Source organism: Lentzea kentuckyensis (assembly GCF_002150765.1).
GTDB lineage: Bacteria > Actinomycetota > Actinomycetes > Mycobacteriales > Pseudonocardiaceae > Lentzea > Lentzea kentuckyensis.
Window position 1 is genome coordinate 39,684 of sequence record NZ_MUYM01000128.1, and the last position, 19,498, is coordinate 59,181.

At 69.0% G+C, this 19,498-nt stretch carries 21 protein-coding genes; 7 read left to right on the forward strand and 14 right to left on the reverse strand.

Going from position 1 to position 19,498, the window contains the following annotated elements; genetic code table 11:
- Positions 1–24: 24 nt before the first annotated feature.
- Together B0F77_RS40890 and B0F77_RS40895 are read right to left on the reverse strand one after the other, a co-directional pair.
- Positions 25–645 carry a response regulator transcription factor gene (locus tag B0F77_RS40890; protein ID WP_086668439.1) on the reverse strand — a complete coding sequence of 207 codons (621 nt, stop codon included), beginning with the start codon at positions 643–645 and terminating at the stop codon, positions 25–27.
- A gap of 5 nt (positions 646–650) precedes the next feature.
- On the reverse strand, positions 651–1,646 hold the full coding sequence (locus B0F77_RS40895; RefSeq protein WP_086668440.1) for an FAD-binding oxidoreductase: 996 nt from the start codon (positions 1,644–1,646) through the stop codon (positions 651–653).
- A 70-nt stretch (positions 1,647–1,716) separates the two neighbouring features.
- Between B0F77_RS40895 and B0F77_RS40900 the strand changes: the two genes are divergently transcribed.
- Both B0F77_RS40900 and tuf read left to right on the forward strand, forming a co-directional pair.
- Entirely contained in the window at positions 1,717–2,589 is an 873-nt protein-coding gene (locus tag B0F77_RS40900; RefSeq protein WP_086668441.1) for a LysR family transcriptional regulator, read from the forward strand.
- Positions 2,590–2,794: 205 nt separating this feature from the next.
- Positions 2,795–3,976 (forward strand): elongation factor Tu, encoded by a 1,182-nt coding sequence (gene tuf, locus B0F77_RS40905; protein ID WP_086668442.1) that lies wholly within the window; start codon positions 2,795–2,797, stop codon positions 3,974–3,976.
- A gap of 79 nt (positions 3,977–4,055) precedes the next feature.
- Here the strand turns inward: tuf and B0F77_RS40910 are convergent, their stop codons facing one another.
- The 7 genes from B0F77_RS40910 to B0F77_RS40940 all read right to left on the reverse strand — a co-directional run bounded on the left by B0F77_RS40910 (position 4,056) and on the right by B0F77_RS40940 (position 9,403).
- Positions 4,056–4,370, reverse strand: coding sequence for a hypothetical protein (locus B0F77_RS40910; RefSeq protein WP_086668443.1), 315 nt, complete (start codon positions 4,368–4,370; stop codon positions 4,056–4,058).
- Between the two features lie 116 nt (positions 4,371–4,486).
- Positions 4,487–5,152 (reverse strand): DUF6766 family protein, encoded by a 666-nt coding sequence (locus B0F77_RS40915; RefSeq protein WP_086668444.1) that lies wholly within the window; start codon positions 5,150–5,152, stop codon positions 4,487–4,489.
- 29 nt (positions 5,153–5,181) lie between these two features.
- Positions 5,182–6,132 carry a TIGR03557 family F420-dependent LLM class oxidoreductase gene (locus B0F77_RS40920; RefSeq protein WP_086668445.1) on the reverse strand — a complete coding sequence of 317 codons (951 nt, stop codon included), beginning with the start codon at positions 6,130–6,132 and terminating at the stop codon, positions 5,182–5,184.
- Positions 6,129–7,886 carry a thiamine pyrophosphate-requiring protein gene (locus tag B0F77_RS40925; protein WP_086668446.1) on the reverse strand — a complete coding sequence of 586 codons (1,758 nt, stop codon included), beginning with the start codon at positions 7,884–7,886 and terminating at the stop codon, positions 6,129–6,131. The genes B0F77_RS40920 and B0F77_RS40925 overlap by 4 nt, the downstream gene beginning before the upstream one ends.
- Complete coding sequence (locus B0F77_RS40930; RefSeq protein WP_086668447.1) at positions 7,883–8,605, reverse strand: metallophosphoesterase family protein; 723 nt, start codon at positions 8,603–8,605, stop codon at positions 7,883–7,885. Before B0F77_RS40930 ends, B0F77_RS40925 begins: the two co-directional genes overlap by 4 nt.
- The gene (locus B0F77_RS40935; protein WP_086668448.1) at positions 8,602–8,850 is read right to left on the reverse strand and encodes a BON domain-containing protein; all 249 of its coding nucleotides are present in this window, start codon (positions 8,848–8,850) and stop codon (positions 8,602–8,604) included. The genes B0F77_RS40930 and B0F77_RS40935 overlap by 4 nt, the downstream gene beginning before the upstream one ends.
- Positions 8,813–9,403 (reverse strand): nucleotidyltransferase family protein, encoded by a 591-nt coding sequence (locus B0F77_RS40940; RefSeq protein WP_086668449.1) that lies wholly within the window; start codon positions 9,401–9,403, stop codon positions 8,813–8,815. The genes B0F77_RS40935 and B0F77_RS40940 overlap by 38 nt, the downstream gene beginning before the upstream one ends.
- A gap of 81 nt (positions 9,404–9,484) precedes the next feature.
- Here B0F77_RS40940 and B0F77_RS40945 point away from each other — a divergent pair, with 81 nt between their 5' ends.
- Positions 9,485–9,709: a zinc-ribbon domain-containing protein gene (locus tag B0F77_RS40945; protein ID WP_086668450.1), complete on the forward strand. Its 225-nt coding sequence runs from the start codon at positions 9,485–9,487 to the stop codon at positions 9,707–9,709.
- Positions 9,710–9,770: 61 nt separating this feature from the next.
- Here B0F77_RS40945 and B0F77_RS40950 read toward each other — a convergent pair whose 3' ends face one another.
- On the reverse strand, positions 9,771–10,355 hold the full coding sequence (locus B0F77_RS40950; RefSeq protein WP_086668451.1) for a DUF998 domain-containing protein: 585 nt from the start codon (positions 10,353–10,355) through the stop codon (positions 9,771–9,773).
- Positions 10,356–10,489: 134 nt separating this feature from the next.
- Here B0F77_RS40950 and B0F77_RS40955 point away from each other — a divergent pair, with 134 nt between their 5' ends.
- Both B0F77_RS40955 and B0F77_RS40960 read left to right on the forward strand, forming a co-directional pair.
- The gene (locus tag B0F77_RS40955) at positions 10,490–11,173 is read left to right on the forward strand and encodes an SRPBCC family protein (RefSeq protein ID WP_086668452.1); all 684 of its coding nucleotides are present in this window, start codon (positions 10,490–10,492) and stop codon (positions 11,171–11,173) included.
- A complete protein-coding gene (locus tag B0F77_RS40960) occupies positions 11,170–11,994 on the forward strand; it encodes an alpha/beta fold hydrolase (protein ID WP_086668453.1) in 825 nt (274 codons plus the stop codon). The genes B0F77_RS40955 and B0F77_RS40960 overlap by 4 nt, the downstream gene beginning before the upstream one ends.
- Here the strand turns inward: B0F77_RS40960 and B0F77_RS40965 are convergent.
- The 4 genes from B0F77_RS40965 to B0F77_RS40980 form a co-directional block, all read right to left on the reverse strand.
- Positions 11,904–13,109 carry an MFS transporter gene (locus B0F77_RS40965; protein ID WP_086668454.1) on the reverse strand — a complete coding sequence of 402 codons (1,206 nt, stop codon included), beginning with the start codon at positions 13,107–13,109 and terminating at the stop codon, positions 11,904–11,906. The two genes, B0F77_RS40960 and B0F77_RS40965, sit on opposite strands and share 91 nt — an antisense overlap.
- Positions 13,110–13,357: 248 nt before the next feature.
- Positions 13,358–14,476 (reverse strand): NAD(P)/FAD-dependent oxidoreductase, encoded by a 1,119-nt coding sequence (locus B0F77_RS40970; RefSeq protein ID WP_086668455.1) that lies wholly within the window; start codon positions 14,474–14,476, stop codon positions 13,358–13,360.
- An 82-nt stretch (positions 14,477–14,558) separates the two neighbouring features.
- Positions 14,559–15,503, reverse strand: coding sequence for an RNA polymerase sigma factor SigJ (gene sigJ / locus B0F77_RS40975; protein WP_086668456.1), 945 nt, complete (start codon positions 15,501–15,503; stop codon positions 14,559–14,561).
- A gap of 13 nt (positions 15,504–15,516) precedes the next feature.
- The gene (locus B0F77_RS40980) at positions 15,517–15,966 is read right to left on the reverse strand and encodes a DUF2000 domain-containing protein (protein WP_211294286.1); all 450 of its coding nucleotides are present in this window, start codon (positions 15,964–15,966) and stop codon (positions 15,517–15,519) included.
- On the opposite strand from B0F77_RS40980, the gene B0F77_RS40985 reads away from it, so the two are divergent.
- Together B0F77_RS40985 and B0F77_RS40990 are read left to right on the forward strand one after the other, a co-directional pair.
- Positions 15,965–16,726 carry an AraC family transcriptional regulator gene (locus tag B0F77_RS40985; RefSeq protein ID WP_086668457.1) on the forward strand — a complete coding sequence of 254 codons (762 nt, stop codon included), beginning with the start codon at positions 15,965–15,967 and terminating at the stop codon, positions 16,724–16,726. The genes B0F77_RS40980 and B0F77_RS40985 overlap by 2 nt on opposite strands.
- A gap of 4 nt (positions 16,727–16,730) precedes the next feature.
- Positions 16,731–19,340: an AfsR/SARP family transcriptional regulator gene (locus B0F77_RS40990; RefSeq protein WP_143467189.1), complete on the forward strand. Its 2,610-nt coding sequence runs from the start codon at positions 16,731–16,733 to the stop codon at positions 19,338–19,340.
- Positions 19,341–19,498: the final 158 nt, after the last annotated feature.

Sequence of the window (19,498 nt, forward strand, 5' to 3'; positions counted from 1 at the left end):
ATCAACTCGTGTAGTGCAGTTGCATCAGTCGAGCAGGCCCTCGCGGCGGGCGATGGACACCGCCTCCAGCTTCGACCGGGCGCCGAGCTTGTCGAGCACGCGCTGCACGTGGTTGCGCGCGGTGTTGCGGGCGACGCCGAGCCTGCTGGAGATCTGGTCGGTGCCCGCGCCGTCCGCGAGCAGCAGCAACGTCTCCTGCTCGCGTGCGGTGAGGGTGGCGCCGGCGAACTTCATCCGGCCGCTCAGCCGGTCCAGCACACCCCCGAGCAGCTTCTGGTCGAACACCACCTCGCCCGCCGCGACCTTGCGGACCGCATCGACCAGCTCGTCGAGCCGCGCGGACTTGAGGATCAGCCCGGCACCGCCGGACTCGGCGACGCGGGCGGCGACCGACGCGGTCGCCTCGCCGGTCAGCACGAGCACCTTGGCGCCACCGCTGACGAGTTCCGGGATCAGCGCGGTGCCGTCACCGTCTGGCAGCCTGCGGTCGAGGAGGACGACGTCGGGCTTGCCGCCGCGCGCGTGTGCCAGTGCGGCCGCGACGGTGGACGCACGGGCGATCACCTCGATCCCGGCACGTTCCAGCGCCAGTCCGATCGCCTCGGCGACCATGTCGTGGTCCTCCACGAGAACCACTCTGGTCATGTGGTTCAGCCTACGGCGTACCTGAAATTCCGCGACCGTCCGACCACGAACGGTCGCACCTCGTCGAACACCTCCTCGTGCTGCCGCTGCACGCCGAGCAGCGGCGAGATCAGCTTCAGCAGGTGCGTGGCCTCGGTCCTGAGCGCGCCGCCGAGTGGAATGAGGCCGAGGAAGACGGGCACTCCGGCGTTGGCCGCCTTGTGCCGGACGCGGTGCAGCACGTCCAGCGGGAGGTCGTCGAGCAGCACGTTGTCACCCTGGTAGGAGTGCGGCGGGAGGGGTTTGCCGGCTGCCTCGGCGAACGGCTTGCGGCCGAACTCGTCGATCAGCGTCGGAGCGACGCGGAGGTGGTCGATGTCGAACGGCCTGGTGCTCGCGAAGGTGAGGCGGACGACGTCCCCGATGGTCGTGAGCGCCGTGGTGACGTGGCCGGGCAGGCCCCACTTGTGGAACGCCTCGAACACCGCTTCCGCGTGCCTGGCTTCGAAGTGCAGCTCGCCCGCGTGGACCTGGTCGATCTCCAGGAGTTCGAACTCCAGCGCGGTGACGACGTCGCCGACCTTCTCCGTCCCGCGGACGCGATCGATCGCGAAGCCGAACTCGCGGGCCAGCACGCTGAACCCGCCGCCGAGCGTGTAGCCGACGACGCCGACGTCGCTCGCGTCGCCGCTGAGCGGGGCGAGGCCGTGGGGTGCGGCCTGCTCGATCACCTGCTGCCAGACCGCACCTGCCTGGGCCTTCGCGGTCCTGGTCGCCGGGTCGATCTCGACGTTGTTCATGCGCCTGGTCGAGATGAGGACGCCGGTGGTCGGCGTGGTCAGGCCGTGGCCGGTGGTCTGCACGGCGTACTCGAGGCCGTGCGTTTCGGCGTGGTGGACGGCCTCCTCGACGTCCTCGGCGTCCTCCACGGCGAAGATCACCTGAGGTTCGTGTCGGAGACCGGTCTGGAAACCACTGCGTTCCTCGTCGTAACCGCTGTCTCCGGGGTAGAAAATCTGCATGACTCCAGCATGGTTGGCCTGCGGTTATATGTCCAAGATCTAGTTGTGCTCGGGTCTATAATCGTTGGTTATGGAGCTTCGGCAGCTTGAGTACTTCGTGGCGGTCGCGGAGGAGGCGTCGTTCACGCGGGCGGCGGAACGGGTGCACGTCGCGCAGCCCGGCGTGAGCGCGCAGATCCGGCGGCTGGAGCGAGAGCTCGGGCACGACCTGCTGGACCGGTCGGGGCGCGGCGTCACGCTGACCGACGTCGGGGCGGCGGTGTTGCCGTTGGCGCGGGCGGCTTTGTCGTCGGTCGAGTCGGCGCGGCGGACCGTGGAGGAGATGGCCGGGCTGGTGCGCGGAGTCGTGCGCGTCGGGATGGTCGTGTCGTGCGGGATCATGGACCTGCCGGAGCTGTTGTCCGCGTTCCACACCGCGCATCCCGACGTGGAGATCACGTTGGTGGAGGCCAACTCCGACTCGCTGATCTCGTCCCTTGTGGACGGTCAGCTGGACTTCGCGCTGATCGGGTACGCGGGTTCGGCGCCGGACGGGTTGTCGGTGCGGGTGCTGGCCGATGAGCCGCTGGTGGCCGCGGTCGCCGCTGGGGATCCTTGGTACGGCAGGGAGTCCGTTGCACTGGACGAGCTGCTCGAACGCGGGTTGATCAGCCTGCCGCCGGGAACGGGGCTGCGCGGGGCGTTGGACGCGGCGTGCGGATCACGCCGGCCGCGGATCGCGTTCGAGGCGTCCGCACCGCCGATGGTGATCACGCTGGCGCAGCGCGGCCTCGGCCCGGCGATCCTGGCGCTGTCGATGGTGTCGGACCTGCATGCCGTGCGGATCACCGACCCGTCGCCGTGCAGCCGACTCGGTTTCGCGTGGCGTTCGGAAGGGCCGCACAGCCCCGCGGCGCGAGCGCTGATCCGGTTGGCGGAAAACCATGTGACAACGAATCCGTAGATCTGTCACGATCATCGCATGTTCCTGACGGCTGAGCTCAACACGTTCGCAGGTGTTCCTGCGGGCGCGCTCGCCGTTGCCTCGGCACAGCTGGCCGGCGCCCGACTCTGACCCTTCTCCAGTCCCTCCTTCAGGACCGCTGGAGGGGGGTGGTGGCGGTCCAACGGTTCTGAACCCTCCAGCTGTCTCTTCGAGGACAAGGGCAATGAAGCAAGAGTTCGTGCGCGCCAAGCCGCACCTCAACATCGGCACCATGGGACACGTCGACCACGGCAAGACCACGCTGACGGCGGCGATCACCAAGGTGCTGTCCGAAATGGACCCGTCGGGCACCACCTTCACCGCGTTCGACCGCATCGACCGCGCCCCGGAGGAGCTCGCCCGCGGCATCACGATCAACATCGCGCACGTCGAGTACGAGACGCCCACGCGGCACTACGCGCACGTCGACATGCCCGGTCACGCCGACTACGTGAAGAACATGATCACGGGCGCGGCGCAGCTGGACGGCGCGATCCTCGTGGTGTCCGCCGAGGACGGCACGATGCCGCAGACGCGCGAACACGTGGTGCTGGCGCACCGCGTGGGCGTGCCGCATGTGGTGGTGGCGCTGAACAAGGCCGACGCGGTGGACGACCCGGAGCTGCTCGACCTGGTGGAGCTGGAGATCCGCGACCTGCTCTCCCAGTACGGCTTCGACGGCGACGCCACGCCGGTGGTGCGGGTTTCCGGCCTGCGCGCGCTGCAGGGCGACCCGCAGTGGACGGCTTCGGTCGTCGCGCTGCTGGACGCCGTGGACACGCACGTACCGGTGCCCACGCGTGATCTCGAAGGTGCGTTCCTGATGCCGATCGAGAACGTCATGACCATCACCGGCCGCGGCACCGTCGTGACCGGCGCGGTGGAGCGTGGCGTGCTCGGCCTCGGCGACGCGGTCGAGGTGATCGGCCTCGGCTCCCCCGTGTCGAGTGTCGCCACCGGCATCGAGACGTTCGGCAAGCCGATGCAGCAGGCCCAGGCGGGGGACAACGCCGCGGTGCTGCTGCGCGGTGTTCGTCGCGGCGAGGTCAGGCGCGGCCAGGTGCTGGCCCTGCCCGGCAGCGTGGCGCCGCACACCAGGTTCCGCGCCTCGGTGTACCTGCTGTCGCACGCGGAGGGCGGCCGGCACACCGGCATCGCCACGAACTACCGGCCGCAGTTCCACTTCCGCACCGGCGACGTCGTCGGGGTGGTCGAGCTCGACAGGACGCTGGCGCTGCCAGGTGACACCGTCGAAGTCACGGTGGAGCTGGGCAAGGCGGTGGCGATGGACATCGGGCTCGGGTTCGCGATTCGCGAGGGCGGCAAGACCGTGGGTGCCGGCACGGTCGGCGAGATCCTCGTGTAGAGACGGTGGCGACGGCCCGAGAAGGTGGTCGCGCTGCCTTGGGAAGCGCGGTGGGACTGCTTGTCCCGCCGCGCTTTCGTCATTCGAGCAGCCCTCGCAGGTGCGCGTGCTCCGGATGGGGAATCGAGCGCGCGAGGTACAGGTCATCGAGCGGCCGGACGAGTGCGCGCAACTCGCGGGCCGCCTTGGCGGGCAAGGCGAGCAGGGCCGCGCGCAGTTCGGCGCGGCAGTCGGCCGGGTCGTGCCGGGGGCAACAGGGATAGTCGAGGTGGTTGTCGCTGTAATCGTCGATGATGCGAGCCGGTCCGTGCACGAACCGCGCCCAGCCGGTGAAGGCTTCGGCGACAGCGCCGGGTCCGAAGTACGTGCGTTCGAAATCAGCGATAGCACGCAACGTGGGTGCGGAAACCCGGGAGACTTGCCTGATCGGCCGCCCGTGCAGCTGACGGGCGCGAACCGGAGCGGGGCGCCTACGCGGCATGGCCCTTTCTGGTGGTCATGCGGCCGATCTTAGCCCGACTCGTCGCTCGTCGAGTGCGCCGCACCCACCGGTTTCGACTCGGGCGAGCCGCGTTGCCGCAGGTAGACGCTGAGAATCGCCATCGACGCGATCGCCAGGAACTCGGACTGCCAGTTCTGCAGCGACCGGTTCCAGAAGTCTGCGGAGAAGAAGTACTCGCCCAGGCCCGTCTTCTCGGCCAGCGGGTCGGAGTTGTTGGCGTACCAGCCCGCGATCCACTGCATCGTCCACGAGAACAGGAACAGCACCAGCATCGCGAGGCCGAGCGACCTCGAGAACACCGCGGTGCGCCAGCCGCCCGCACGTGCCCACTTCGGGGACGACGCCTTGACGTACTGGCCGATCTGCTGTTCCTCATCGCTCTCCGGGCCGGCCTTGCCCGCCGGTTTCGACTCGGGCGAGCCCTTCTGGATCAGCCAGACGGTGGCCGTGACGTACAGGAAGAACTGCAGGTACTCGGACTGCCAGTTCTCCACGACGTCGACCAGGAAGTCGGCGGAGAACAGATACGACCCCAGAGACAGCACAGGCTGGCCCAACGCGGCCTGACGCTCGTTGTAGTCGGCGTGGCCGGCGAAGAACTGGCCGACCAGCGCGGCGAGGAAAAGCCCTCCGAAAACGAGCGTCAGGCTGTGCTCGCGCAGGAATCTCCTCATAGGACCGGGTGCCCCGCGCGTATCTGCTCCTAAACGTCGATCAGCGGCACGACCTCCTTGGCCCAGAAGTCGAAGAACTCGCGCTGGTTCGTCCCGATCTGCTGCACGTAGACCTCGTCGAACCCGGCGTCGGCGAACTCCTTGATCTTCTCCACGTACTGCTCCGGGTCGGGACCGCACGGCATCGACGAACGGATCATCTCCGGCGTCACCAGCTCCGACGCCTGCTCGAAGTGGCGCGGCGTCGGCAGCACCTGGGCCAGCTCGCCGGGCAGGCCGTCGTTGGGCCACAGGCGATGCGCGGTGGCGACAGCGTCCTCTTCGGACTCGGCGTAGCAGACCTTCAAGCCGCTCTGCGCCGGTCCACGGCCGCCTTCCGAACGGTACTGCCGCACCAGGTCACCGGCGGGACCGACGGCCATGTACCCGTCGCCGCAGCGGGCCGCGAGCCGGACGGCCTTGGGGCCGAACGCCGACACGTGGATCGGCACCGGGCGTTCGGGCACGGTGTACACGCGGGCGTTCTCGACGGTGTAGTGCTTGCCGTGGTGGGTGAGCTCGTCGCCCTGGTGCAGCGTGCGGATGATGCCGATCGCTTCCTCCAGCATCTCCAGCCGCACGTCCGCGGACGGCCAGTGCGTGCCCAGCACGTGTTCGTTCAGGGCCTCGCCGCTGCCCACGCCGAGCACGAACCGGCCCTCGCACTGCACGGCCGCGGTCGCCGCCGCCTGGGCGATGACCGCCGGGTGGATGCGGACGGTCGGGCAGGTCACGGCGGTGGTGATCGGCACGGACACCGTCTCGGACAACGCGCCGATGGTGCCCCAGACGAACGGCGACTGGCCCTGTTCGTCGTTCCACGGGTGGTAGTGGTCGGAAATCCACAGCGCCTCGAAACCCTGGTCCTGGGCCATGCGCGCGTTGCGGACCAGCTCGCGCGGGCCGTGTTCTTCCGAGGACAGGAAATAGCCGAGCTTCACGGGAGCAACTCCTGGATCTTGGTGGTCAGGCCGCGGCGCAGCACGTCCCACGCGTCGGGGTCGCCGCGCAGCACCGCTTCGGTCATGTCCTTGAGCTGGTCGAACGTCGCGTGCGGCGGGATCGGCGGCACGTTCGGGTCGCAGCGCACGTCGAGCACGACCGTGCCGTCCGACGCCAGCGCGGTCTCCCACGCCATGCCGAGCTGGTCCGGTGAGTCGACCTCGATGCCCTGCAGGCCGATCGAACGCGCGTAGGCCGCGTACGAGATATCTGGAAGTTCCTGCGACACCTCGAACTTCGGTGCACCGCCCATCGCGCGCAGCTCCCACGTGACCTGGTTGAGGTCGTTGTTGTGGAACACGCACACCACGCAACGGATGTTGTGGTGCTTCAACGTCAGCAGCTCCGCCATGCCGTTCATCTGCATCGCGCCGTCGCCGACGAGAGCGATCAACGGCCGTGAAGGCTGAGCGAACGCGGCGCCCAACGCGTACGGGACCGCGCAGCCCATCGTGGCCAGCGTGCCGGACAACGACGACCGCACGTTGCCGTGAATGCGCAGCAGACGGGCGTACCAGTTCGTCGCGGAACCGGAGTCCGCGGTGACGATCGCGTTGGCGGGCAGGCGTTTCGACAGCTCCGACACGATCAGCATCGGGTTGACCGGATCGGCCGGCGCGTGCGCCTGCCGTTCGACGACCTCCTGCCAGCGCTTCATGTTCTTCTCGATCGTCTGCTGCCACGAGCGATCGTTCTTGCGCTCCAGCAACGGAATCAGCGCGCGCAACGTCTCCCGCGCGTCACCGACGAGGTTGACCTCGGTCGGATAGCGCATGCCGATCGCACGGCCGTCGACGTCAATCTGCACCCCGCGCGCCTTGCCGTACTCCGGCAGGAACTGCGAGTACGGGAAGTTCGACCCGACGATCAGCAACCGGTCGCAGTCGCGCATCATCTCGTACGACGGCCGAGTGCCGAGCAGCCCGATCGAGCCGGTCACGTACGGCAGGTCGTCAGGCAGCACGTCCTTGCCCAGCAACGCCTTCGCGACGCCGGCACCGAGCAGGTCCGCGACCTCGCGCACCTCCGCGGCCGCCCCGCGAGCGCCCTGACCGATCAGGATCGCGACCTTCTCACCCGTGTTCAGCACCTCTGCCGCGCGCCGCACCTCGTCGTCGGCCGGCACGACACGCGACGACGGGCGTGAGGGCGGGCTCGACGGGATGTACTTGAACTCGTGCTTGGGCGGCTCGTAGTCCTGTTCCTGCACGTCGTTCGGGATGATCAGCACGGCCGGCGCGCGGTCGGCCGCGGCCGTGCGCATCGCCCGGTCCAGCGCGTTCGGCAGCTGCTCTGGCACCGTGACGTCGACCAGGAACGAGGCGACGTCGCGGAACAACGAGTGCAGGTCGACTTCCTGCTGGTAGCTGCCGCCCTGCGCGGTGCGGGCGGTCTGGCCGACGATCGCCACGACCGGCACGTGGTCGAGCTTCGCGTCGTACAGGCCGTTGAGCAGGTGGATCGCGCCCGGTCCGGACGTCGCCAGGCAGACGCCGACGTCGTCGCTGAACTTCGCGTAACCGACCGCGGCGAACGCGGCCATCTCCTCGTGCCGCGTCTGGATGAACGCGGGATCGTTGTCCGCCTTGCCGAACGCCGCCACGATCCCGTTGATGCCGTCGCCGGGATACGCGAAGACCTGCTTGACACCCCAGTCGCGCAAACGCCCGACGATGAAGTCTCCAACGGTCATGCGGTAGCACCTTCCATCACGTAGACCGTGTAGGCCGAGCGGATGATGGGCTGCGCGACGTTGCGGACCCGCACCCCGCCCGGGGTCATGCCCTGTTCAGTGCCGAAGTGCGCGTGTCCGTGCACGGCGAGATGCGTGCCGGTGGCGTCGATCGCCTCGCCGAGCAGGTACGAGCCGAGGAACGGGTAGATCTCCGGCGGCTCACCGCGCAACGTGTCCGGCACCGGCGCGTAGTGCGTCAGCGCGACCTTGATGTCGGTGTCCAGTTCGGACAGTGCGCTCTCCAGCGTCTCCGCGATGTCGCAGGTGTGCTGGATGAACGCCTTCATCTCACGCTCGCCGAACGCGCTGCCGCACTTGCCGGCGAACCCGCCGCCGAACCCCTTGACCCCGGCGACGCCGAGCGTGCAGCCGTTGATCCTGGCTTCGAACGTCGTGCCCTCCAGCACGTGGATGCCCTTGTCCTGCAACGTCTTGGTGACTTCGAGCGGCTTGTCGTCCTGGTGGTCGTGGTTGCCGAGCACGGCGACGACGGGCACCGGCAGGTCCGCGAACTCGTCCGCGACGACCTGGGCCTCGCTGACCGTGCCGTGCCGGGTGAGGTCACCGGCCAGCAACAGGACGTCCGCGTGCTCCCCGACCTTCTCCAGCGCGGGCCGCAGCCGCCCGCGCATGTCCTCCCCGAGGTGCACGTCGCCTACCGCGGCGATCCGGATCATCGCAGGTCCTCCTCACCCTCCGGTTCGCCCGCCGGCGTCACGCGCACGTCGTTGAAGATCGTCAGCTGGGGTGCCGCCTCGTGCAGCACCTCCTCCAAAGCCTTCCTGCGTTCTGCGCACGCCACGTCGCCGGAGAGCATCACGTGGTCACCGCGAACGGTGACCCGCACGCCGAGTTCGGCCGTTCTGGGGTCTTCCGCGACCGCCCTACGCAGGTTTGCCGCGAGGTACTGCTCGGATTCCATTGCCCCTCCCGATGATCTCCAGACGTTCGATGAGCACCAGGAACGCTTCGGCGTACGGCGAGTGCTTGGTCTCCTCGCGCACCTGATCCCAGTCGATCTGCTCTCTCAGAGCGCGGGCGAAGGGCAGCAACTCGCTGAAGTCGCACCGGTGCCCGTCCAGCACGAGCAACTTGCTGCTCAGCACGAACGTCGCGGGCATCACCGGCAACATCACCGACCCGACCGGCATCTCCTCGGCCATCGCGAGGATCTCGTCGGTGACCGGGCGCTCGTTGGGCCGGAACAGCAGGTCCACCAACGAGTCCCCGTCGTAGACCTTCAGCAGCCAGTCCTCCGGCGGCTCCGCGGCCCGCAGTCCCCGCTGCACGAGAACCCGCACCGCCTCGTTCGCGTCCTGCTGGCGCACCAGCAGGTCCACGTCGTGCTCACTCGCCGGTCCGCCCCGCGCGTAGCCGGCGCACCCACCCGTCAACGCGAAGGGGATCTCCGCGCTGCGCAGGGCGTTGGCGACCTTGGTCAACGTCCGCAGCAGCTCGTCCTGCACGTCGCTCATGCACTACCGGCTACCCAGCCGAGCGCAACGAGAACCACAGCCCGCGCGTCAACAGGATGAAACAGACCTACAGGAGCCCACATGGTCATCTTCGGCTGGCGTACGACGATCCAGCAGCTGCGGATGTTGCAGCTGGTGTGCGGGCACTGCCACCACCAGTCCGCGCACAACCTGTTCCGGCGCTACACGAAGCCGACGATCTTCTTCATCCCGCTGTTCACCATCAGCAGCAGGTACGGGTTGCAGTGCACGTTCTGCGGCGTCTCCTACGACATCAGCAAGATGCACGCGCATCAGCTCGTGTGACGACAGGCTTCACATCCGGGCGCGTCCTCGTCGGTGGTGACACGCCCGCACTCGGGGCAGATCAGCTCAAGAAGGCAGGCCGGTTCAGCCTCAGGGACACGAGCGACGTCCAGATCCAGCCGACCGTCGCCACCGCGTAGAGCAGCACCGTCCCGCCGGGGTTGCCGAGGAACGCCATCGGCACCATCAGCAGCACGCCCGTCAGGCCGCTCACCACCGCCAGCCATCCTCCGAGCCTACGCGCGAACACGAAGCACGCGCCGATCCAGCCGATCATGGCGAGACCGAACGCCACCGCGTGCAGCGCGCCGTGCCACGACATCGAGTCGGGCGGTCCGTCCGGTGCGCCCGCGGGGAAGCCGAGGCCTGGATCGGCGACGAACACTCCGCCGAGGATCATCCCCACCCCCATCAGGCCGATCAGCCGCGCACCCCAATTCGTGTGCCTCGCCATCCCGGTCGCGGCGATGACGAACAGCGCGCCGCTCACGATGAAGTTCGCGATCTGGATCCAGCCCAGCGAGCCGAGGCTGAGCATGCTGAACGGGTGCCGCGCCAGGTCGAAGCCCTCGCGGGTGAACGCCTGGGCGTACCCGACGACGAGGTAGAGCGGACCGGCGACGACACCACAGGCGGTGCGGGACATGACTTCCTCCAGGGGTTTCGGTGTTCAGAACGGAATCACCGACAACTTTTTTTGTCAAGACCAGCTCTACTGTCTTGACGAAGAGAATTGTCGGCGGCAGGATGGCACCATTCACGAAGCCAGGAGGAGAGCTGATGGGCCACGCGTTCGAGAGCACCGACGACATCGAGGTGCCGGCGTCCGTCGAGGACGTCTGGACCGCCATCGCGACAGGGCCGGGCATCGACTCGTGGTTCATGGGCCGCAACGAGGTCGCGAACGGCCAGGTCAAGATGACCTTCGGCGGGTACCAGCCGACGAGTGAGATCACCGCGTCGGAGCCGTTGCGCCACTTCGCGTACAACAGCGGCGAGGCGCCGGACGGCCGGTTCATCGCCTACGAGTTCCTGATCGAGGGCCGTGAGCACAGCAGCACCGTGCTGCGGATGGTGACGAGCGGCTTCCTGCCCGGCGACGACTGGGCCGACGAGTTCGAGGCGATGACGCTGGGCGGCGCGCTGTTCCGCAGCACCCTGGCCGAGTACCTGAGCCACTTCGCCGGCCGCACGGCCCGCCCGCTGACGGTCTTCGGGCCGATGGTCACGGACTGGGACGAGGCCTGGAAGAAGCTCGACGCGGCGCTGGCCGAGAAGCTCCCGGACGCCGTCGAGTTCCACCGCAACGCCCACACGCTCGGCCTGCGCACCGACAGGGGCATCTACCGGTTCATGCGCGGGTTCTTCGGCCCGTTCATCGCCGCACACCACGTCTTCGAGGGCGACGAGTCCGAACAGGACTGGCAGCTCTTCCTCGACACCACTCTGGGAGACCGGAAATGACGCGCTTCACGACCTCCGCCGACGGCACGCGGATCGCCTACTCGGTCACCGGCGCCGGATCCGCGCTGATCCTGGTGGACGGCGCGATGTGCCACCGCATGTTCGGCCCGTCCACCGAGCTGGCATCCGTGCTGGACAAGAACTTCACCGTCTACACCTACGACCGGCGCGGCCGCGGCGAGACCGGTGACGGCGCGACGCCGTGGTCGGTCGAGCGCGAGATCGAGGACCTCGACGCAGTGATCAAGGAGGCCGGCGGGTCGGCGTTCGTGTTCGGCGTCTCCTCTGGCGCGGTGCTGGCGCTCGACGCGGCCACGAGGCTGACGTCCATCACCAGGCTCGCGATCTACGAGCTGCCGATGGTCGTGGACGACACGTACACCCCGCGTCCCGCCGACATCGTCGAGCAGATGAACGACATGCTCGCGCGCGGCGACCGTTCCGGGATGATCTCGAAGTTCATGAAGATGGTCGGCGTTCCCGGCATCGGTCTCGCGATCATGAAGCTCACCCCGGTGTGGAAGAAGCTGAAGCTGGTCGCCCACACGCTGGTGTGGGACCTGCGCATCCTCGGCGACGACGGCCGCGGCAGGCCGTTGCCTGCTGTCCGCTGGAAGATCAAGGTGCCGACGCTCGTCGCGAACGGCGGCAAGAGCCCCGAATACCTCCGCAACACCATGAAGAACGTCGCGGAGGTGCTCGGGGACGTGGAGCACCAGGAGCTTGCGGGTCAGACGCACATGCTCAAGTCGTCGGCCGCGGCACCGGTGCTGGTGGAGTTCTTCTCGCGGGCCCAGCGCACCGCGGGTCCCATCGCGTAACCGGCCACGACGAACAGCCCGCCGACCAGCAGCCAGCCGAGCGACCCCCAGCCGAGCACGACGGTGGTGAGCAGGGCGGGGCCGACCATGCGCGCGACCGCGGTGCCGGTCGCGAAGAAGCCCTGGTACTGGCCCTGCCGGTCGGCGGGCGCGAGGGAGAAGCTGATCTCCCACGCCCCGGAGGCGAGCATCATCTCGCCGAGCACCTGCAGCGCGGCGGCGGCGATCAGCACGGCCGCCCCCTGCCACGCGCCGAGGCTGAACGCCGTCACCGCGAAGACCGCGCAGGACGCGAGCATGATCAGCCCGGCGTGGCGGACGAGCTTCGACGCGCTGCCGAGGTCGGTCGCCCGCCGTGCGATCCGGACCTGGAACAGCACGACGGCCGCGGTGTTGAGCACCAGCAACGCGGCCGCGAGCCACGTCGGCGCCTCGGTCCGTTGCACGATCCACAGCGGGATGATCAGGCTCAGCAACGGCATGTAGAGCAGCATCACGGCGTTGATCAGCGTGATCAGCGCGTACGGCCGGTCCTTCAGCACGTCGAACTTGCCCTTGGCCCTGGTCATCACGGTCTCCGGCAGCGTGCTCAGGATCGCGGCGGCGGCGAGGAAGCTGAGCGCGTCGAGCACGAACACGGCCGTGTAGGCGGCTTCGGTGCCGAGGTGCAGGGCCAGCCCGCCCATCGCCGCGCCGATCGCGATGCCCGCGTTGGCCGTGGACTGGATCCGCGCCCGTGCTCGCGTGCGCTCCTCCGGCGTGGTGAGGCCGGCCAGGAGTGCCTGCCGGGACGCCTGCAGTCCGCTCTGGAAGCTCGCGTACAGGCACATGACCACGACGAACGCCGCGAAGTTCCGGGTGAGGAGCAGGATCCCGATGCTCGTCGCCGTCGCTGCCGCGAGCACGACCGCGGTGGTGCGCGGTCCCAGGCGGTCGGCGAGGTGTCCCAGGCCCACCCCCGCGACGGCGCCGACGCCCCACGCGAGGGTCAGGGCGAGCCCGACCCGCGCCGCGCTCAGGCCGACGATCTGGGTGAAGTACAACGCCGAAACGACGAGAAACCCGCCGTCACCGATGGAGTTCGTCAGCTGTGCGTACGCGAGTCGCCTGGTCATGACTATGACCGTAGGGCGGCGATTGGCCCTAGTCGTGGGACAAGGTGGCGCCACTTCCTTGGGCCAATTTCCGCACCGACCCACGTCCCCGCCACGGCGCGTCGCGCCTCGACACGCCGACACCGAAGTACACGCGGGGAGCTTTCGTGCGCTCTGAGCGCACGCGAGGGCCCCGCGTGTCGTCAGCGGCGAGCGAGGAGGCAGGCTGCGAGTTTCGGGCGCGCGGGTCGCACTGTGCCACGATCGGGTCAGAGCGCGGTTTCGAGCGCCGCGCTGGCCGTGGTGATCCGCCGACGGCGCGTCGGAAGCATGACCGTCGGGTGCGAGATGCTCCACGCCGCGGACTTGCAGATGAACTCCTTCACGCGTGCGGCCGTCTTGCCGGTGAGGACGGACGGCTTGGGCTGGTCGTCAGGAGTCACCCACTGCACGAGGGCGTCACCGCGGCCGAGGCTGATGCACTGACCGCTGTAACCGATCTTGTTCTCCGGGAGCGCACGGCCCGTCAGGCGCGCGGCGATGGCGTCGGCCGCCAGGTGACCCGTCGGAACGCCTGAGGCGCACGACATCCGCAACGGCGAACCGCTCCCGCCGACCGCGAAGGCGGCGTCACCCACGGCGTACACGTCCGGGTGCGAGACGGACCGCATCGTCTCGTCCACGACGATCTGGCCCGACGGCGAGACCTCCAGGGTCGTGGCCGCGGCGATGGGGTGGACGGCGAAGCCGGCGGTCCACACCGTCACGTCAGCCGGGATCCCACGACCGTCGACGCCTTCGAGCACGGTGATCCCGAGCCGGTTGAAGGCCTTGCGCAGGTAACCCTGGCCCTTGTCGCTCAGCCACGACCCGAGCTCACCTCGGGTGGCGAGCGAGACGTCGAGGTCCGGCCGGGCCTCGGCGATCTCGGTGGCGGCCTCGATGCCGGTGAGTCCACCACCGACGACGAGCACGGACGCACCCGCGCCGAGCTCCGCCAGCCGAGCCCGCAGGCGCAGTGCGGACTGCTTGCCCGCGACGTTGTGGACGTGCTCGGGAACGTCGGCGGCGGTGCTGCCGAGGGCGTAGACGAGGGTGTCGTAGGCGATGTCGCCACCGTCGGTGGCCACGATCCTGCGTTCGGCGTCGACGGCTTCGACCCGCGCGATGCGCACCTGCACGCCGGTGCCCGCGAAGACGTCGGTCAGCTTGCGGACCTTGAGGTCCTGGCCGGTCGCCAGCTGGTGCATGCGCACGCGCTCGACGAACTCGGGGTCTGCGTTGACCAGAACGATCTCGGTGTCGGCGGGGTGCAGCCTCTTGGCGAGGCGCCCGGCGGCGTTGGCTCCGGCGTATCCGGCTCCGAGAACGACGATGCGGTGAGTCATGGGCTTCACTCCTGTCTGGATGGTGTCGCTCCCTGAACCGGGCAGCGGCGCGAAACCTGACAGGAGTCGACTGTGACCTGGGTCACCACTCTTCGGCGAGGGGTTCTCCGCGTTCGATCGTGGCCCACTGGCGCGTGGCGTGGTCGAGCTTGGCGGGGTTGGCCTGGGTGTGGATGGCCGCGATGCCGTCGGTGGTGACTTCCAGGGAGATGACGACGAAGACCCGGTCGCCCACCACGAGCACCAGCGCGGGCACGCCGTTGACGATCGAGGCGAAGAACTCGAGGCGGCCGCCGACCATCTCCTGCTTGGCGGCGTCGGGGGTGAACAGCGTGCGCAGGAACCTCGCCACCTTCAACGCGCCGGTGATCGGCTTCGGCAGGCTGATGAACACACCGCCGGCGTCGCCCGCGCTGATCACGTCGTCGGAGAGCAGCTGCACGAGCGAGTCGGTGTTGCCGCTGAGCGCCGCGGCGAGGAACTCCTCGACGATCCTGCGCGCGCCCGCCGCGTCGACCTCCATGCGGGTCCGACCGCTGGCGAGGTGCTGCTTGGCGCGCCGGTAGATCTGCTGGCAGTTCACCTCGGTGAGGTCGAGGATCTCGGCGATCTCGCTGTGCGCGTAGCCGAACGCCTCACGCAGCACGTACACGACCCGTTCGTTGGCCGAGAGCCGTTCCATCAGGGTGAGCATCGCGATGGAGACCGATTCGCGCTGCTCGACGGTCTCGGACGGGCCCAGCATCCGGTCACCGGCGAAGACCGGCTCTGGCAGCCACTGGCCCACGTACGTCTCGCGCCTGGCCCGCGCCGAGGTGAGGCGGTTGAGGCAGAGGTTGGTGAGCACCTTCGTCAGCCACGCCTCGGGCGTCTCGATGACCTCGTGCTCGGCGGCCTGCCAGCGCAGGTACGCGTCCTGCACCGCGTCCTCGGCCTCGCTCGCGGACCCCAGGAGGCGGTACGCGATCGCCTCCATCCGCGGCCTGAACTTCTCGAACACCTCGAGCTCTCGCGTCCCCACCAGCATGGTTCGCAGTCAATCATGGATGCATGCGAGCGCCCTTGAAGATTTTGTCGACGGCGTTCTTCTGGCCGTGCACGGCGATCCCGACCAGGTCGAGGTCCTGGGTGTGCACCTTGCGCACGGCAGCGCGGTTGTCCTCGTCGTTGCCCGTCTCGAACAGGTCGGCGGTGAAGACGGTCATGGCCTGGTTGCGGCTGAGGGCGCGCTCGTGGGCCTTCTTGACCAGGTCCCCGTCGCCCTGCAGGACCACCACTGGCTGGCCGAACATCGGCAGGTAGTTGACGTCGTCGGCGTCGATGTAGGGCTCGCCGCGCAGCGTCTCGGGCAACCCGCTGACGAGGAAGGCGGTGACGTTCAGCGCCTGCCAGCCGGCCAGGTCGTCCCGCAGCAACACAGCGATCTTGGTGTCGAACATGGACTCACGATCGCGGCCGACCGGCATCAGCGTCTTGTACGTTTTTGACATGGGCGTCTCGGCTTGGAAGCCAGGCGTGGAAGGCATCAAAGAGGTCTTCCACGCCTCGTTCACCACGCACGTCTACCCAGCGCACACGCACGATGCGTGGACGTTGATGCTGCTGGACACGGGTGCCGTGCGGTACGAACTGGACCGTCACGAGCGCGGCGCTCTCGTGGACGGCGTCACGCTGTTGCCGCCGCACGTGCCGCACGACGGGAGGTCGGCGTACCCGACCGGTTTCCGCAAGCGGGTGTTGTACCTGGACGACACCGCGCTGCCGGGCGAGCTGATCGGCAAGGCCGTCGACACCCCGATGCTCGTCGATCCGCTGCTGCGGCAGCGGGTGCACCAGCTGCACCTGGCGCTGGAGGACCCGTTCGAAGCGTCGAGCCAGCTGGCGTTGATCACCGAACGCCTCACGCACCACTTCGCGGGCACTTCGCCAGTCGTGCACGCGGACCCGACGCTCGCCGACAGGTTGCGGCAGTTGCTCGACGCCTCCCTGCCCGCCGGGATCACGCTCGCCGAGGCCGCCGCCGAGCTGCAGACCAGCCCGACGCACCTGGTGCGGGCGTTCAGCCGGCGGTTCGGGTTGCCGCCGCACCGGTATCTGACCGGACGCCGGGTCGATCTCGCCCGCGGGTTCCTGGTGGACGGACTTCCGGCGGCCGAGGTCGCGGTGCTGGCCGGGTTCCACGACCAGTCGCATCTGACGCGCCATTTTCGCCGTGTCCTGGGTACGAGTCCCGGCCGCTTCGTACGCTGACACCGTGCACGTCGGCATTCTCGGCCCAGTTGAGGCGCACTCCCCGGACGGCAGGATCCCGGTGGGTGGCCCACGGCCGCGCACCCTGCTGGCGTTGCTGGCCATCAGGGCAGGCGAAATCGTCCCGCTCGACCGGTTGATCGACGAGCTCTACGGCTCCGAGCCGCCGTCCGATGCCGCGAACGCCCTGCAGGGCCAGGTGTCGCGCCTGCGCCGGGCACTCGGCGACGCCTCGCTGATCGAGTTCCACCCGGCCGGCTACCGGTTGACGCTGGCGGCCGGCCAGGTCGACGCGCACCGGTTCACCGCACTCGCCGCGGATGGCACGCAGGCGTTGGAACGGGGTGATCCGCAGGCGGCGGAATCCCTTTTGTCCGAAGCACTTCAGCTCTGGCGCGGCCCGGCGCTCGCCGACGTCGACGCCGCCGACCACGCGACCCGGCTCGAACAGCAGCGGGCGACCGTGACGAGTTCTCTGATCGCCGCCCGGATCCGGCTCGGCAAGGCCGACGTGCAGGAGATCTCGGACCTGGTCGGGCAGCACCCGCTGGACGAACGCCTGCGCGGCTACCTGATGCAGGCGCTCAACCAGCAGGGCCGCCAGGCCGAGGCGTTGCAGGCGTTCGAGGACGCCAAGGCGCTGCTGGCCGACGAACTCGGCACCGACCCGTCGGCGGAGCTGCGCGCCATCCACCTGCAGATCCTGCGCGGGCAGACCCATCGCGAACTACCGGCGCAGCTCACCAGTTTCGTTGGCAGACAAGAGGAACTGCGGCGGATCGCCGCGCTGACCTCGCGGCTCGTCACGCTGACCGGTCCCGGCGGTGCGGGCAAGACCCGGCTCGCCCTGCAGAGCGCGGGCCCGGACGCGATCTTCGTCGACCTGGCGCCGGTCAAGGATGTCGCGGCGGCCACGCTGCAGGCGTTGGGGCTCAAGGAAACCGTGCTGGCGCCGGAGGATCGGCTGACGCTCGCCCTGCGCGAGCGGGACACGTTGCTGATCCTGGACAACTGCGAGCACGTGATCGTCCAGGCCGCTCACCTGGCCCAGCAGCTGCTCAGCACGTGTCCGTCGTTGCGGATCCTGGCCACGAGCCGGGAAGCGCTGGGCATCACCGGCGAGACGCTGTGCCCGGTGCCGCCGTTGAAGCCGGAGCAGAGCGTGGCGTTGTTCGTCGACCGCGCCCGCCTGGTGAACCCCGGTTTCGTACAGGACCGGCACACCGCCGACATCTGCCGCGAGCTCGACGGACTCCCCCTCGCGATCGAACTCGCCGCAGCCCGCACCCGGACGCTGACCACCCAGGAGATCTCGGCCCGGCTTGGTGACCGATTCCGCTTGCTCACCAAGGGAAACCGCGCCGCCGCACCACGCCACCAGACCCTGCGCGCCGTCGTGGAGTGGAGCTGGGACCTGCTCGGCGCCGACGAACGCGACCTGGCCGCCGCGTTGGCCACGTTCAGCGGCGGGGCGACGCTGGAGGCCGTCGAACAGGTCTGCGGACACGACGTCGAAGTGCTGGAAGCGTTGGTGGACAAGTCTTTGGTGGAGGCCACCGACGGCCGCTACCGCATGCTGGAGACCATCCGCGAGTTCTGCTCGCAGCACAAACGCGTCGACGCCGAGCACGCCGCGTACTTCCACGCGCTCGCCCGGCGCGCGGATCCCGAGCTGCGCCGGCGGGACCAGGTGAAGTGGTTCACCAGGCTGACCGCCGAGCACGCGAACCTCTTGCAGGCCGTCGAGTGGGCCACCGAACACGATCGGGAGCTGGCGCTGCAGCTCGTCAGCGATCTCTCGTGGTACTGGTACGTGAAGGGCAGCCGCACGGAAGTCCAAGGCGTGGCCCAGAAACTCCTCTCCCTGGCCGAGGAGGAGACGACCGAGCGGTACGCGATCCTGCTCGCGCTCGCCGCTCCGGAACGCGTGCCGGACCTGCTCAGGCAGCTGAACGGCCCGATCCGGCAACCGTTCGTGCTCATCGCCTGGGCGATGCTCACCGGGCCGCCGGACCCCGCCGCCCCGCGCACCGCGCTGCAGAGCGAGGTCGAGCGCAGTGACGACCCGTGGATCCAGGGCCTGACCGCCTTCAGCAACTCCTACCTCACCTGGGCCCAGCGCGGTGACCGGGCGCTGGCGATCGAGCAGTCCCGCGCGGCACTGCGGCAGTTCCAGGACCTGGGCGAACGCTGGGGCGCGGCCCAGGTCCTGGACGTGCTGGCCAACCTCACCGAGGATCCGCGCGAAGCCCTCGCACTCACCGACGAGGCACTCCAGGCGGTCGGCGAACTGGGCGCCATGGAGGAACTCGCCGAGCTGCGCGGGCGGCGCGCGGACCGGTTGCTCGACATCGACGAGGACGCGGCCGAACGCGACTACCTGCTGGCGTTGGAGCTGGCGACGCAGGCAGGCCTGGCCGCCACCCGAGCGCTCGCGAACGCCGGCCTCGCCAGGATCGCCCAGCGCCGGGGAGAACCGGCGCGCGCCGAGGAGCTGTTGCGGGAAGCGCAGCGGGAGCTCGGGTTCGGGTGGATGCACGCGGCGGCCAAGCAGCAGGTGGAAGAGGTGCTCAACGAACTGGCCGCCGCATCAATGTCGCCCCCGTTCGAGTGAAGCGACACCCCACCCATCACCCTCCGCAACCCCTCCCTGCCTGCCGGCCGTAACGCGGGGGCCTTTCGTCCGCTTCAGGTGTACGCGGGGTCCCCGCGTGCCGAAAAATGAGGCTGGTGGGGTTCGTGTGAGTGAACGAGCGCCGCTTCGGTAGAGGG